This window comes from Enterococcus sp. CSURQ0835 (assembly GCF_902706605.1).
Taxonomy (GTDB): Bacteria; Bacillota; Bacilli; order Lactobacillales; family Enterococcaceae; genus Enterococcus_A.
Window position 1 is genome coordinate 1 of record NZ_CACSLH010000024.1, and the last position, 14436, is coordinate 14436.

Below are 14436 nucleotides of genomic sequence, written 5' to 3' on the forward strand. Positions count from 1 at the left end.
CAAGTTCGTCTGTTGTAAGATGGGTATAGGTCATTTGTACTCACTCCTTATAATTCTTTGGTCGGAACTATTTTGAGTGTAGCACAAGTGACTTTTTTAGTTGTCTAGCTTAATTTTACAATCGGCGATTGTAAAAGAATTGTACGATACCGGAGCAATCGGGGATGTTTTCCAGATCGAGTCACGTGTCCAAGGAGCGAATGGGATTCCTGGAGATTGGCGACATGAACAGAAGTATGGCGGTGGGATGTTGTTGGATTGGGGTGTTCATTTATTCGATCAAATCTTATGGCTAGTTAATAGTCCGATAAAAAATGTTTATACAGAGCTAAGTTATGTTTTAGGTAATGAAGTTGACGATGGGTTCACGACCTTTTTGACTTTTGCAAATGGGTTAAAAGTGGTCGTTGAAGTTGGTACGACAAATTATACAAAACTACCACGCTGGTACATCAAGGGGACGAAAGGAACTGCTAAAATTATAGACTGGGATCTTAAAGGAGAAGTAGTCGTTGCTAGGGATGGAAACGCAAAAGAACCCACGCCGATAAAAGCAGGTGCAGGGCTGACGAAAACAATGGCACCACCTTCTGAAGAAACAACGGAAAAAAGACTTTTACCAGCAGGTGCTGTTATGGAAGAAAGTTTTTACGAGAACTTCTATAACGTTCTTACCCAAGAGCAACAACCACTCGTTCAAACCAGTGAAGTCTTAAAGGTTGCCGAGCTGATGGACCAAATAAAGCTGAATTCACTTTGAATTAAACAATGAGACGCACATTCAGAGGCTGGCTGAAATGGTAGTTCATTAGTTGAAGTCTAGGTAATAAAAACAGAAATAAAACAGCAGTTCTTGAACGAAAGACAATAAGAGAGAAGGAAAATGAATGGTAGAGATGCAATTAAAAAGTGTTTATAAAAAATATAATAACAATTCAAATAATGCAGTAACTGATTTTAATTTAAATATTGCAGATAAAGAATTTATCGTTTTTGTAGGACCATCTGGTTGTGGTAAATCAACGACGTTACGCATGATTGCTGGATTAGAAGAAATTTCTCAAGGGGAGTTTACGATCGACGGAAAAATCATGAATGATGTAGTCCCTAAAGAGCGGGATATCGCGATGGTATTTCAGAATTATGCGTTGTATCCGCACATGACAGTTTTTGACAATATGGCTTTTGGGTTAAAACTTCGCAAATACAGTAAAGAAAAAATAAATGAACGCGTAGAAAATGCCGCTAAAATTTTGGGACTAACTGAGTATTTGAGAAGAAAACCAGCTGCGTTGTCAGGTGGACAACGACAACGTGTAGCGTTGGGACGAGCAATTGTTAGAGATGCTAAAGTATTCTTGATGGATGAACCACTTTCAAATTTAGATGCGAAGCTTCGGGTTGCAATGCGCGCGGAGATCGCTAAATTACATCGGCGATTGGAAACGACTACGATTTATGTTACCCATGATCAAACAGAAGCGATGACGTTGGCTGATCGGATCGTAATCATGAAAGATGGATTTGTTCAACAGATCGGTTCACCAAAAGAAGTTTATAATAAACCCAAAAATGTATTCGTTGCTGGATTTATTGGCTCACCTGCAATGAACTTTTTCAAGGTTATGCTAAAAGATGGTTTTATAGCTAACACTTCGGGGCTTAAACTGCGAATTCCAGAAGGCATGAATAGAGTTCTCATGCAAAAAGGTTATATCGGCAAAGAATTAATTTTTGGAATTCGTCCCGAAGATATTCATAGTGAACAAGTGGTGCTGGACTCAGCTAAAGGATCGACCGTGACAGCAGAGGTCGTTGTTTCAGAACTGTTAGGTGCAGAAACTATGCTTTATACAAGAATTGATAATACAGAATTCATTTCAAAAGTAGATGCGCGAGACTACCATGTGCCAGGTGAACTAATCAATCTTGCTTTTAACATTAATAAAGCCCACTTTTTTGATTTGGAAACAGAAGAGGTAATAACCTTGGCTTAGAAAAATGTAATCAAAAAAATCAGTCAGAGCCGAGTCGTTTTTTATCAACTCGTTGCTGTGACTGATTTTTAACATTTGAGGTCAATCAACTGATTTTAACGCTTCTAACATATCAGCATGTTTTAAGCGATGGTTGATGACTAAACCTAATCCGATTGTAACGACTGCAATTATACTAGTCGGAATGATGAAACTTGTAGCAGCTAGCGCAGGATTGAACATCACATCATCTGGCGGTACTGCGGTTAAAATATAATGGTGTAACCATTTGTCGATTCCGAAGCCGGCTAAGATCCCGATGATTGTCAGTAAGATCGTTTCACGATAAATGTACATGGTAACTTCTCGATCGTAAAAACCTAAAACTTTGATGGTTGATAGTTCACGCATTCGTTCTGAGACGTTGATATTTGTGAGATTGTATAAAATGACGATTGCGAGTAATGCCGCAATGAGAATCAAAACTTTCGTGATTTTATTTAACGAACGGACGATAGTTTGGATTTGATTGGTCATAGTTGTATTTTGAACTACACCAGCAACTCCAGTTAAGTCGATAAAATTAGCGGCTTGTTGATTCGTATTTTTACTAGTCGGATTTTTTAAATTGACTAATGAAGCATTCGCTTGAAATGTAGTATGGAATGTTTTTTGATAAACAGCTTGATTCATAAAGATAAAGTGTCCCGTGTACATTTCAGTAATGCCAGCTATTTTTATTGTTTGCGGTTGGTTATTACTATCCTTGATTGTAATCTGATCCCCGACTTTTACGTTTAATAGTCCAGCTAAACGTTCAGAGATAACAGCTCCATGATCAGTTAGCGCGATTTTTTTGCCCGACTTACGCTGATCTAAATGAATGTAGTGACTGAAGTCTTGGCTTTTTTGAGGTACGATTAATTTGATCGATTGCATGTCATGATTGTCACCAGCGATTTTTGTAACTTCTTCGTAGTGGACGGGAGCGTATTCTTTGACTGCTGAATTTTTTAACTGTTGGGTGATTTCTTTTTTTTGTTGATTCGTAGCGGAACTACTTTCGGCAACGATTAGATTGTAACGGATTAATTCACCAAACTGTCGTTCATTGATGCCACCAATCGAATGTTGGACACTAAAACCAGCAAATAATAACGCGACCGCGCCGGCTACACCGAAAATCGTCATGAACATTCGTTTTTTGTAGCGGAAAATATTTCGTGCCGTTACTTTATGAGTGAAGCTCAATTGATTCCAAATAAACGGAATGGATTCTAAAAAGATTTTCGAACCGGCAGCTGGTGCTTTTGGTAAAAGGAGCGCAGCTGGTTGCTCACGTAATTCTTTTTTGCTGCAATAAACGCGGGAATGACCGCACTGATAAAAGCAAGAATTAACGCTAATACCGAAATTTTCCAATGAAAGCGGAGTTCGATCGGTGGAACATCAAAGTCAGCATTGTAGGCATTATAGACGACTAAAGGCAATACGAGATGCCCCAAAAGAATTCCTAGAATAGCACCTGCTAAGCTAGAAGTGAGTCCATAAACTGTGAATTTTTTCAAAATATCTTGGTCACGATAGCCTAATGCTTTTAAGGTACCTGAATTTGTTCGTTCTTCATCGACGAATCGCCCCATCGTTGTAAAGGTAACTAAGGCAGCCACAAAAAAGAGAAAAATCGGGAAGACGCTGGCTAACGCATCTACGATTTGAGAAATATTCGCGTAGACTTTATACCCTTCTGAACCCGGTGTCTCTCTGCGGGTCATGACACTATAATTTGGTTGGCTGAGGTTGTCTAAAGTTGTTTGAGCTGTACGGAGCTTAGCTTCATTTTCCATGATTTTCTTTTCAGCCGGGGCTTTTTTTGGTTGAATCGTTCAGCTTGTTTTTGGTAATCTGCTTTTTTGACAGCCAATTGTTGTTCCGCTTGTTCGAGTTGGGCTTGCATTTGAGGCGGTGTAGTTAGCAATATTTTTTCCATCGATCAGCACTTGCCCGTCACTATTTTTATCCATGCCGCCTAAAATATTTAAGACCGTCGATTTTCCCGCTCCGGATGGTCCTAAAATGATCGCTAACTCACCTTTTTCCACGGCAAAGCTCACATCGTTATTGGCTAAAATCTCAGTGTCTCCCATTTGATAGCGTTTATAGTTATGTTGCATCTCAATATAACTCATCGTACTGTTCCTCCTTAAATGAACAACGTGTTGCTTTAATTTCGTGATTAGTATAAGATTGATTCAATGAAGACGCAATGAACACAATGGAACGAGCTGTTGATTTAAGGAGGATCAAGGTGGTCAAAAAAAGAAAAACAGCAACAAAAACGTACATAAAAATCGCATTTACTGAATTGTTGAAGGAAAAAGGAATTGAAAATTTAACGGTGATGGAGATTGCGCGAAAAGCCGAAATCAATCGTGGAACGTTCTACGCACATTACGTGGATAAATATGATTTGATGGAGAAACTAGAGATGGAGATCATTTATGATTTGAAACAGATTCTTTTACGAAAGGATGAATCAAATTTGAATGATCCAGTTGAACTAGTTCCATACCCGTTGATTTTAGAAGCACTAGTTTATGTAAAAAATGATTTTGATTTTATCAGTGCACTAGCGGGGAAGGGCGGTGATCCGCAATTTATTGCAATGATCAAAGATATTTTATCGGAATTGATCACTTCCAAACTTGCTCATACATCTGAGTTGCAATTTAAAAAAGAAAATTTACCAGAAGATTACGCGCAAGAAATTTTACTATCAAGTATCGTGGCGATCATTTTACTGTGGATCAAAAAAGGAGCGCTTGAAACACCTGAAGAAATTGCCACGATGATTACAAAAGCCAAACAAATCTCACCTTACAAATTGTTATTATAAAAATTTGTTAGAGTGATCCTAAATTTATTCAGCATAGAAGCTCTTACAATTAGCTTCAACTTGAGTTTAAACATATAATGAAAAATCTGGAGGTATGAAATGAACAATAATGACCGATTACTGCGCTTGCGTTATGCGATCGATATCAAGGACACTGACTTGGTGAAAGCATTTGACTTTGGTGGGATGACTGTCACTAAAGAAGAGGTCCGAGCGATGCTGACTAGAGCAAAAGAATCCGAGCCGAATGAAAATAATGTCTATGTCAAGCCAATCAACAATCAAGTATTGGATGCATTTTTAAATGGTTTTATTATTTTAAAGCGTGGGCAACCTACTAAAAAAGCCGCTGAAATAGACCAACCTAAGAGTAAAGAGATCAAGCATATCAATAATATTTTTTTGAAAAAATTGAAGATCGCCTTGTTTTTAACAAGTGATGATCTGCTGGCGATTTTTGCCGAAGCGGGAATCTATCCTTCAAAAAGTGAACTGGGTGCGATCTTACGAAAAGAAGGGCATCGCAATTTTAAACCATGTGGGGATAAATACATCCGCAATTTTCTAAAAGGTTTGGGCCTGTGTTATCGGAGTGAGGAGAATAAGTAGAGCTGAGTGAATTAAGGAAACAGCTACCAATCCCAACCGTAATAAACACCCGAGACTATTTCCAATTATCAACTGTTGTTAGGCTGGACCAATCAATTAGAAACAGAAAAATCCCAACTAACCAAATGAGTTAGTTGGGATTTTTTTAATGAGCGCTACTGCTGATTGAACTTATTTTTTCGACTATACCAAATCAAATGTTAAGAAAAAGTAAAGCTCTTTAGTGAACAAACTTACTGGGAATTTTCTCTAAAATAACTAATTTTGTCCAAGCTGAAAGCGAGATCTTTTTCTAAATGTTGTTGCAGCAATTTTTCAGCTAATGCGCCGTCACCAGCTTTGATCGCTTGATAGATTTTCTCGTGCTCATCGATTAGATGTGGTCGATGCTGTAAGGTGACGGTTTTACGCATCAAGTAAATGATTGATTGCATGCGATCAATGATGCGCACGATCTCGGGATTGTGGGTTTCTTCCACGATCGTCTGATGAAAAAGAAAGTTAGCATCCAGCTGTTCTTCTTTATTTCCAGTCCGTGCAGTTTCGATGCATTGTTTGAGCTTTGCTAAAGATTCTTCGGAAATAAAATCAGCACAATAGTTGGCTGAAAAACCTTCTAAGATCGAACGGACTTGAAAAATATGGCGGATATCACTTTCAGTGGGGATGTTGACATGTTTATCTTTGATCAGTCCTTCTTCTTCTAACTTAGCGATTGAGGCTCGAATCGGTGTCCGACTAATATTTAATTTTTCTGCTAACATTGTTTCGGTCAATTTTGTGTCGGCGGCTATTTCACCATTTAAGATTTGGTCACGCAACGTGGCGTAAGCATAATCATAATTCGTCATCTTTTTTTTCATGAGTAAGTCCCCTAATGATTAGATAAGTCTAGTATACACGAATCACTTCGATTGTAAAAAACAGAAAAAATAAGTTAAGTTATACACATTCTTTTTAAAATGTATACTGTAAATATTTAATTGTATACAATTTCGAAAGAGAGTCTTATACTTTTTGTGTAGAAAAGAAAGCGTTTTACAAAAAGGAGAGAAGACTTATGAAAATCGGTTTTATTGGATTAGGGATCATGGGAAATCCGATGGTGAAAAATTTATTGCAATCAGACTTTGAAGTAACGGTATTTGATTTGAATAAAGAAGCGATCCAACGCTTAGTTGAAGTTGGTGCAAAAGCCGGTACGTTGAAAGAAATGGCACAAAAAAGTGATGTCGTGATCACGATGCTGCCAAAAGCTGAACATGTTTGGGACGTGTTACAAAAGCCAGAAGGTATTTTTGCTAACGCGCATCCAGGGTTAGCAGTGATCGATATGAGTTCGATTGGTCCAACTGATGCTAGAGAAATTGCGCAAGCAGCGGCTGATTTTGGGATCGAAACGTTAGATGCACCAGTTAGCGGGGGCGAACCAAAAGCAAAAGATGGCACGCTGTCAATCATGGTTGGTGGGAAAGCTGAAACGTTTGAAAAATATTTACCCGTCTTTCAAGGAATGGGGAAAGACATCGTCTTGATTGGAGATCACGGGAGTGGCGTTACGGCTAAGTTAGCTAATCAAATCATTGTCAATTTGAATATCGCCGCTGTCTCGGAAGCTTTAGTTTTAGCAGCTAAAGCGGGGATCGACCTAGAAAAAATGTATCAAGCAATCCGTGGTGGTTTAGCAGGCAGTACCGTGATGGATGCCAAAATCCCGATGATTTTAGATCGCAATTTTAAAGCTGGTGGAGCTATCTCGATCAATTTGAAAGATTTGACGAATGTGATGCAAACTGCTCATGATCTTGATGTGCCGTTGCCTTTATCTAGTCAATTACTTGAAATTTTCCACGCTTTGAAAGCTGATGGGAAACAAACCCTCGATCATGGCGGGATCGTTCAATATTATGAAAAAATTGCCAATGTCGTAGCGAAGCGGAGTGAAGACTGATGACACAATCAACTAAAGCAGTTTTTGCAACCTTACCGCCTTTACCTGATCCTCAGCAAGTAGAGCCGCTGTTAAAAGCGGAACTAGCACAATTTGCGACTAAAATTATTGTTTTAGACGATGATCCAACAGGCGTTCAAACAGTTCATGATGTCTCGGTTTACACTGATTGGACGAAAGAAAGTATTGAACAAGGTTTTGCTGAGCAAAATTCGATGTTTTTTATTTTGACTAATTCTCGTGGCTTTACCGCCCAAGAGACAAAACAAGTCCATCAAGCGATCGCTAAAACGATCGTTCAAGTAGCCAAAGAAAAACAGCAAAAGTTTTTGATCATTAGTCGGAGTGATTCGACTTTGCGGGGACATTATCCACTGGAAACAGAAGTCTTGAAAGATACGATCCAAGCTAATTCTGAGATCCAATACGATGGCGAGATTATTTTACCGTTTTTCAAAGAAGGCGGTCGCTTTACGATCGGAAATGTCCATTATGTCGAATTGGATCAACAGTTAATTCCTGCAGGTCTGACTGAATTTGCCAAAGATCGAACGTTTGGGTATCATGCATCAGATCTAACGGAGTGGGTCGAAGAAAAAACTGATGGACGGTACTTGGCAAAAGATGTCGTTGCGATTTCACTGGCTGATTTGCGCGCAGTAAACGTAACTAAAATCACGGAGCAACTGCTAGCAGTCAAAAATTTCAATAAGGTGATCGTCAATGCAACGGATTATCGTGATGTGGAAGTTTTTGTAATCGCTTTAATTAGAGCGCTGCGAGCAGGAAAACAATTTTTGTATCGAAGTGCTGCTGCCTTGACGAAAGTTTTAGGCGGGATCAGTGACGCACCTTTATTAACAAAAGCGCAACTGGTAGCGCCCAATCAGACGAATGGTGGTTTAGTTGTCATCGGCTCTCACGTCAAAAAAACGACGGAACAACTTCAAGCATTGATGACGCTGAAAAATTTATTGTTTATTGAATTTGATGTGACGCAAGCCTTACAACCGACCGCTTTACAAAAAGAAGAAGACCGAGTTGTAGATTTAGTCAATCAACAAATCGTACAGGGAAAAACTGTGGTCGTCTATACATCGCGAAAACGAATTGATCTAGGTGAAGGGAAAAAAGAGGAAGAGTTAAAATTAGCAGTTTCGATCTCAAAAGCTCTTACCAATGTCGTCAAACGTTTAGCCGCGGCTCCTAAGTTCATCGTAGCAAAAGGTGGGATCACTTCAAGTGATGTCGGAACAAATGGCTTAGGGGTCAAACACGCAATCGTTGCTGGGCAGATCAAACCGGGGATTCCTGTTTGGTATACCGGTAAAGAAGCAAAGTTTTCTAATTTACCCTATATCATTTTTCCTGGAAATGTTGGAACGAAAGAAACTTTAAAAGAAGTTGTTGAGCTACTCGATTGATTCGGGGAAAAATGGAGGAGGTGAACTAGATGCCATTCGTATCCGTCACTATTGGTGTTGTTTTGTTACTTGTTTTAATGATGGTGCTAAAAGTGAATGCTTTTATCGCGTTGCTCCTATCTTCTCTTTCAGTTGGATTATTAGAAGGCATGAGTCCGTTAAAAACGATGACTTCCATTCAAAATGGGTTGGGTGCTTCGACTGGTAGCCTGATGCTCGTCATTATTTTTGGAGCGGCAATCGGGAAGTTACTGACTGACTCAGGTGCAGCGCAAAGAATCGCAACGACGATGGTCAATACTTTTGGGAAAAAACATGTTCAAACCGCATCGGTAATCACGGCGATTATCGTGGGGATTGCGATGTTTTTTGAAACAGGAGTCGTAGTCTTGATTCCATTAGTTTTTTCGATCGCATTAGTCGCTGACGTTCCGATCTTGTATATTGGATTGCCAGTGATCGCGGCTTTGATCACGATGCATGGCTTTGTTCCGCCGCATCCCGGTCCAACCGCAGTCGCACAAATTTTCAATGCGAGTATCGGAAAAACGATGTTATATGGGTTACTGATCGCAGTGCCAGCAATCGTGATCGCTGGACCGCTATATACGAAACTGTTTAAAAAAGAATCGTTAGAAGTAACCGCACCGGAAGGACTAGCAATCGATACGATTTTTAAAGAAGAGGAACTGCCGAGCTTTTTTTGGAGCATGTTGACGGCGGTATTGCCAATCATTTTTATCTCGATCAAAACGATCGTCGACTTAGTTGCACCTGATACAAAGTGGAAAATTCTGACTGATTTTATTGGAAATGCTGGTACGGCATTAATGATCACATTCATTGTTTCCGCTTTTACTTTGGGCGTTAGACGAGGAAAAAGTATCAAAGAAGTCATGAATACGTTTAGTGAAGCTGTCGCGGGGATCGCGATGATTTTATTGATCATTGCCGGTGGGGGCGCTTTTAAGCAAGTTTTAGTAGACAGTCACATCGATAAATACATTGCGGGTCTTATGATCCATTCTTCGATCTCACCTTTGATCTTAACTTGGTTGATTGCCGCAGTTCTCAGAGTTTCGTTAGGTTCAGCGACGGTTGCTGGAATGACGGCTGCAGGGATCGTAGCTCCCGTTGCCAAAGCTGCCGGTGTCAGTCCTGAACTAATGACTTTGGCTGCTGGTGCTGGCAGTGTTGGCTTTTCTCATGTCAATGATGCCGGTTTTTGGATCGTTAAAGAATACTTCAACATGTCGATCGGTAAAACATTTAAGACTTGGACGATCATTACTTCAATTATCAGTATCTTTGGTCTACTTGGTATTTTAGTGATCAACTTTTTCATTCATTGATAGGTTTTCAATCATTGGTTGAAGAACGAGTGAAAGAAAAACAATTGAATAGTTCTACGTAAAAAAATCAGCTGCTTGTACTCGTCGATGACGGGCAAAGCAGCTGATTTTTTTAAAGTGTTTCTAAGAAGCCAGGCAAAAATTGTTCAAACATGTCATAGTTCAAGGTGACAAATTTATTCTTACCGGCTTTTCGAGTAAAAGTCAAGCCAGCTTCGCGCAATGTTTTGAAATGATAAGAAACTGTTGATTTGTTAATGTCTAGTTGTTCACCTATCTCTCCACAGCTCATTTCATGATGGTTTTCGTACAGCATTTTAATGATCGCAAGTCGGGCTTCATCGGCTAATGCTTTGAAGATTTGAACTCGGATCTCGTTTTGGGATAATTGTTCGATAATCATAAATGTATGATACCATTGACAAAAAAATTGGTCAATGCTATGCTCTAAACGAATTATAGTTCGATGGTTTTAAAACTATCTTTTTTATAAGTAATCCGATTTTATCATTTTATTCCGAGTCGGATGAGCAGCAAAAGTTTGACTTGATCACTCAACTTTTGAAAAACAAAGAGAGAAGATGCAAGACATTGACAACAAAAAAATATTCACTGATTTTTTTCTTAACGCTATTTCTGATTGGAACAGATACGCTTTTGATCTCACCATTACTTCCGACATTGAGTAAGTTGTATCATGTTTCAACTGAAGCTTCCGGCTGGATGGTAAGTGCATATGCGATCGGTTATGCTGTTTTTGCTTTGATCTCAGGACCTTTTTCGGATAAACGAGATCGGAAAAAAGTCATGATCTGGGGCTTGGTATTTTTTGCGCTATCAACCTTTTTATGTGCGTTTGCCGTAGATTTTCGTTTGATGCTAGCATTTCGTTTATGTGCCGGGATCAGTGCTTCCTTTGTGACTCCACAAGTTTGGGCTTCGATCCCCGTTGTAGTTGCTAAAAAAGAAATCGTCAAAGTAATGGGTTATGCAACAGCGGGCTTGTCTGTTTCGCAATTGGTCGGCATTCCGATCGGCAGTTATTTGGCTGTGTTTTCTTGGCGCGCGCCTTTTCTAGTGATCTCAGGTGCTTCCGTGTTATTACTTTTATTATTATTGTTCGTACTGCCTGAATTAGAGGTTGGACAACGAGAACATTTTTCTATCTTTAAAACGTATCAAGCGGTGTTAAAAAATAAACGAGCGGTTTACTATTTAGTTGCTTACTTCGTTTTTCAAATGGGATCGTTCACGGTGATCACGTTTATTTCTACTTGGTTTACGCAAAGTTTTGGTTTGACACTTGCTGGTGTAGGCACGGCGATGATTGCGATTGGAGCTGGGAATCTGATCGGATCATTGCTTGGCCGCAAGCTAGTCGATTGGCTTGGTTTGGAAAAAACGTTTTTACTAGAGTTGTTGATTTTGGTCGCTTTATATTTAGGCTTACCATTTGCTCAAACACTTTGGCAAGCAGAAGTGTTACTTACGATCATTTTTTTGTTTAACGGATTTATTTTCCCGTTGTTTATGACGACTTTTCAAACGACGACGCAAAATGCCCGCAGCACGATTTCATCTTTTTCAAATGCCGCGATGTATTTTGGCGAAACGATCGCGGGCTTAGTCGGAGGCAGTTTGTTCCATCATTTTGCTGGTTTTACGGGGATCGCGCTTTTTACGGCGGTACTAGTGTTACTGGCCGTGGGACTCTATGCTAAGACCGGGCTATTTAAAAAGGTATTTGCAAACTGACAAACTAATCGCACTACTGATCAAATCCGGCTTTCAAATCGTGTGGGCGTTTAGTTGCTGGGAAATGTGCTAGACTGAATGAAGAACGTAAACTCAAGGAGGAAATTTGCAAATGGATGGAATGAAAGTCTTGGATGATTTATTACAGCGCGCACAAGAGCGGCTTGAAGAAAGTCTCGCTCAAATGAGTGTCGCAGAAGCGAACACGATGCCGGCACCTTTGATCAAATCTGTTACGTGGTTGATGTGGCACACGGCCCGCGAGTTAGATTTTCAAATCTCGGAATTAAATCATAGCCAACCATTGTGGCTTTCAGCTGGATGGACCGAAAAATTTGCTTTGGCGCTACCTGATGATACGGAAGATTGGCATCATACACCAGAAGAAGCCGCCAAAGTCGTGGTAGCAGACAAACAATTGTTGCGCGATTACTTGAGTGCAAGTATCGCGTTCGTCCGTGATTATTTGGCAACGGTTGACGAAAAAAGTTTGGCTGAAGTGATCGATAAAAATTGGACACCACCGGTCACGCGGCAAGTACGAATCATCTCAGCGATTGATGACGCAGTGATGCATTCGGGTCAAGGTGTTTACACAAGACGTTTAATGATTGGAAAATAGCAAAAGTCTGGGACAGTGTGTCTCAGACTTTTTGCTTTCGTTCGAGTTGTTGGCTCACCCAACCTTGTAAAAAAGTGGTAGATAAGATTAAGATGGAGCCGATGATTTCCGGTAGACCAAACAATGTGTGCAACAATAAAACGGATAAGACGGTAGCGGTCAATGGTTCAAAGGAACTCAACATACTAGTGAGGCTCGGTGAAATGTAGTGGAGGCTTTGGATATAAAACAAATAAGAAAACATCGTACCGCCGATGACGATAAAAGCCAGCTCTCCCCAACTTTTGAAAGAAAGTGTTGGCAGCGGTGTCCTTACTAAGATCGGGAGTGTTGCTAAGCCAGCCACAAACATCGCAAGCCCCGTGACTAATTTTGCATCAAAGGTTTGTAATAATTTTCCAGGGAGCAGGGTGTACAAAGCTGCAGCAATCGCCGAAAAAATCCCCCACATCAAAGCCGCAGGTGATAAACTCAGTTGTGTGAGCTGTCCATGAGTCACCAAGAGATAAGTGCCTAAAAGTGCTAATGAAACGGAAATTAAATCGAGTCGCCGCGGTAGTTGCCAATTGTGAATTGCAAAATAAGCTAAGATGAAAAGCGGACTTAAAAATTGCAAGATAGTAGCAGTGGGCGCGTTGCCGGTGCGAATGGCCATAAAATAAGTGAATTGCGATGGAAGCACACCAAAAAAACCAAACAAGATCACTTGTAAGATTTGTTTGGGCTGTTGTAGTAAGACGGTCAATTGGTGAGGCTCTGTTACTAGACACCAGCCAATCAAAAGTGTGCCAGCAAAAAGTAACCGCACCGCTACGATCCACTGGGTACTAATGGTGTTGGTGGCAAAAAAAGATTGGGCGACGGTTCCCGATGTCCCCCATAAAATCGAACCGATGATGACTGAAGCTAAACCTTTTTGTGTTTGGGTCACAGTGTCAACTCCTTTTAGATAACTGTAGTCATTATAACGGTTACATTGTCGCTTTGTAAGAGGTTACGAAAAAAGAAAATCAAATTAACTAAAAGTTTGTAGAACTTTTTTGTTACAATGAAGAAAAACTGAGGAGTTGGAACATGCGAAACATCAAATTAACAATCGAATACGACGGACGGCGCTACCAAGGTTGGCAACGGTTAGGCGATTCAGATAAAACGATTCAAGGAAAAATCGAAAGTGTTCTGTCCCAAATGACCGGTGAAAAAATCGAAATCATCGGCTCAGGCCGAACGGATGCCGGTGCTCACGCGAGAGGACAAGTCGCGAACTTTAAAACAGAATCCACTCTGACCACGCTAGAAATGGTGAGCTTTTTAAATCGCTATTTACCGGGTGATATCGTGATCAAAGAGGCGACTGAAGCAGCTGAACGGTTCCATGCTCGTTACAATGTAAAAGGCAAACAATATAGTTATTACGTTTGGAATGATCCAATCCCAACTGCTTTTTATCGTCATCATAGTTTTAATCAACCGCAAAAGCTTGATTTGGAAAAGATGCAAGCAGCTAGTGAGAAGTTGATTGGCACGCATGATTTCATTAGTTTTTCGGCATTAAAGAAGACTAAAAAGTCAACGGTTCGGACGATTGATTCGATTACGATCGAACGAGTAGGTGGCATGTTGCACTTTACTTTTAGCGGAAATGGTTTCTTATACAAAATGGTGCGGATCATGATGGGGACATTGTTAGATATCGGTTCAGGGAAGCTAGCTGTTTCAGCGATCGATGAAATCTTCGCTAGTCAAGTACGACAAAATGCAGGAGAAACCGTCCCAGCACAAGGTCTATTTTTAGATGAAGTTTATTATAGTTAGAATTGTTTTTTATTGTGGGCTTCAAAAAAGTTGATT

Annotated in this window: 15 protein-coding genes and 1 pseudogene; 10 read left to right on the plus strand and 6 right to left on the minus strand. The window is 40.1% G+C overall.

From position 1 onward, the window contains the following. The first annotated feature begins 100 nt into the window (after positions 1 to 100). Together GVJ38_RS09935 and GVJ38_RS09940 are read left to right on the plus strand one after the other, a co-directional pair. A complete protein-coding gene (locus tag GVJ38_RS09935; RefSeq protein WP_159723006.1) occupies positions 101 to 760 on the plus strand; it encodes a Gfo/Idh/MocA family protein in 660 nt (219 codons plus the stop codon). A 127-nt stretch (positions 761 to 887) separates the two neighbouring features. Beyond that, complete coding sequence (locus GVJ38_RS09940; protein ID WP_159723007.1) at positions 888 to 1997, plus strand: ABC transporter ATP-binding protein; 1110 nt, start codon at positions 888 to 890, stop codon at positions 1995 to 1997. Between the two features lie 81 nt (positions 1998 to 2078). Here GVJ38_RS09940 and GVJ38_RS14305 read toward each other — a convergent pair whose 3' ends face one another. From GVJ38_RS14305 to GVJ38_RS09950, 3 genes and pseudogenes are all read right to left on the minus strand, one after another. Beyond that, on the minus strand, positions 2079 to 3167 hold the full coding sequence (locus GVJ38_RS14305) for an ABC transporter permease (protein ID WP_235032864.1): 1089 nt from the start codon (positions 3165 to 3167) through the stop codon (positions 2079 to 2081). An 86-nt stretch (positions 3168 to 3253) separates the two neighbouring features. Beyond that, on the minus strand, positions 3254 to 3823 hold the full coding sequence (locus GVJ38_RS14310; RefSeq protein WP_235032865.1) for an ABC transporter permease: 570 nt from the start codon (positions 3821 to 3823) through the stop codon (positions 3254 to 3256). A 117-nt stretch (positions 3824 to 3940) separates the two neighbouring features. Then, positions 3941 to 4165, minus strand: a pseudogene (locus GVJ38_RS09950) (ATP-binding cassette domain-containing protein); the annotation flags it as partial. Between the two features lie 119 nt (positions 4166 to 4284). On the opposite strand from GVJ38_RS09950, the gene GVJ38_RS09955 reads away from it, so the two are divergent. After that, complete coding sequence (locus GVJ38_RS09955) at positions 4285 to 4872, plus strand: TetR/AcrR family transcriptional regulator (protein WP_159723009.1); 588 nt, start codon at positions 4285 to 4287, stop codon at positions 4870 to 4872. Between the two features lie 99 nt (positions 4873 to 4971). Then, on the plus strand, positions 4972 to 5481 hold the full coding sequence (locus GVJ38_RS09960) for a DUF1456 family protein (protein ID WP_159723010.1): 510 nt from the start codon (positions 4972 to 4974) through the stop codon (positions 5479 to 5481). Between the two features lie 233 nt (positions 5482 to 5714). Here the strand turns inward: GVJ38_RS09960 and GVJ38_RS09965 are convergent, their stop codons facing one another. Then, the gene (locus tag GVJ38_RS09965; RefSeq protein ID WP_159723011.1) at positions 5715 to 6344 is read right to left on the minus strand and encodes a GntR family transcriptional regulator; all 630 of its coding nucleotides are present in this window, start codon (positions 6342 to 6344) and stop codon (positions 5715 to 5717) included. A gap of 119 nt (positions 6345 to 6463) precedes the next feature. Between GVJ38_RS09965 and garR the strand changes: the two genes are divergently transcribed. From garR to GVJ38_RS09980, 3 genes are read left to right on the plus strand one after another with little or no spacing between them, the layout of a single operon-like run. Continuing rightward, entirely contained in the window at positions 6464 to 7432 is a 969-nt protein-coding gene (gene garR / locus GVJ38_RS09970; RefSeq protein ID WP_268839987.1) for a 2-hydroxy-3-oxopropionate reductase, read from the plus strand. After that, a complete protein-coding gene (locus tag GVJ38_RS09975; protein ID WP_159723013.1) occupies positions 7432 to 8856 on the plus strand; it encodes a four-carbon acid sugar kinase family protein in 1425 nt (474 codons plus the stop codon). Before garR ends, GVJ38_RS09975 begins: the two co-directional genes overlap by 1 nt. 29 nt (positions 8857 to 8885) lie before the next feature. Further along, positions 8886 to 10208: a gluconate:H+ symporter gene (locus GVJ38_RS09980; RefSeq protein WP_159723014.1), complete on the plus strand. Its 1323-nt coding sequence runs from the start codon at positions 8886 to 8888 to the stop codon at positions 10206 to 10208. A 112-nt stretch (positions 10209 to 10320) separates the two neighbouring features. Here the strand turns inward: GVJ38_RS09980 and GVJ38_RS09985 are convergent, their stop codons facing one another. Then, positions 10321 to 10611 carry an ArsR/SmtB family transcription factor gene (locus tag GVJ38_RS09985; RefSeq protein WP_159723015.1) on the minus strand — a complete coding sequence of 97 codons (291 nt, stop codon included), beginning with the start codon at positions 10609 to 10611 and terminating at the stop codon, positions 10321 to 10323. A gap of 188 nt (positions 10612 to 10799) precedes the next feature. On the opposite strand from GVJ38_RS09985, the gene GVJ38_RS09990 reads away from it, so the two are divergent. Beyond that, positions 10800 to 11963 (plus strand): MFS transporter, encoded by a 1164-nt coding sequence (locus GVJ38_RS09990; protein WP_159723016.1) that lies wholly within the window; start codon positions 10800 to 10802, stop codon positions 11961 to 11963. Between the two features lie 112 nt (positions 11964 to 12075). Further along, positions 12076 to 12585, plus strand: a complete 510-nt coding sequence (locus tag GVJ38_RS09995; RefSeq protein WP_159723017.1) for a DinB family protein — start codon at positions 12076 to 12078, stop codon at positions 12583 to 12585. 22 nt (positions 12586 to 12607) lie between these two features. On the opposite strand, the gene GVJ38_RS10000 is transcribed toward GVJ38_RS09995, so the two are convergent. Further along, complete coding sequence (locus GVJ38_RS10000) at positions 12608 to 13516, minus strand: EamA family transporter (protein WP_159723018.1); 909 nt, start codon at positions 13514 to 13516, stop codon at positions 12608 to 12610. Between the two features lie 143 nt (positions 13517 to 13659). Between GVJ38_RS10000 and truA the strand changes: the two genes are divergently transcribed. Further along, positions 13660 to 14400 carry a tRNA pseudouridine(38-40) synthase TruA gene (truA, locus tag GVJ38_RS10005; RefSeq protein ID WP_159723019.1) on the plus strand — a complete coding sequence of 247 codons (741 nt, stop codon included), beginning with the start codon at positions 13660 to 13662 and terminating at the stop codon, positions 14398 to 14400. The last annotated feature ends 36 nt before the right edge of the window (positions 14401 to 14436 follow it).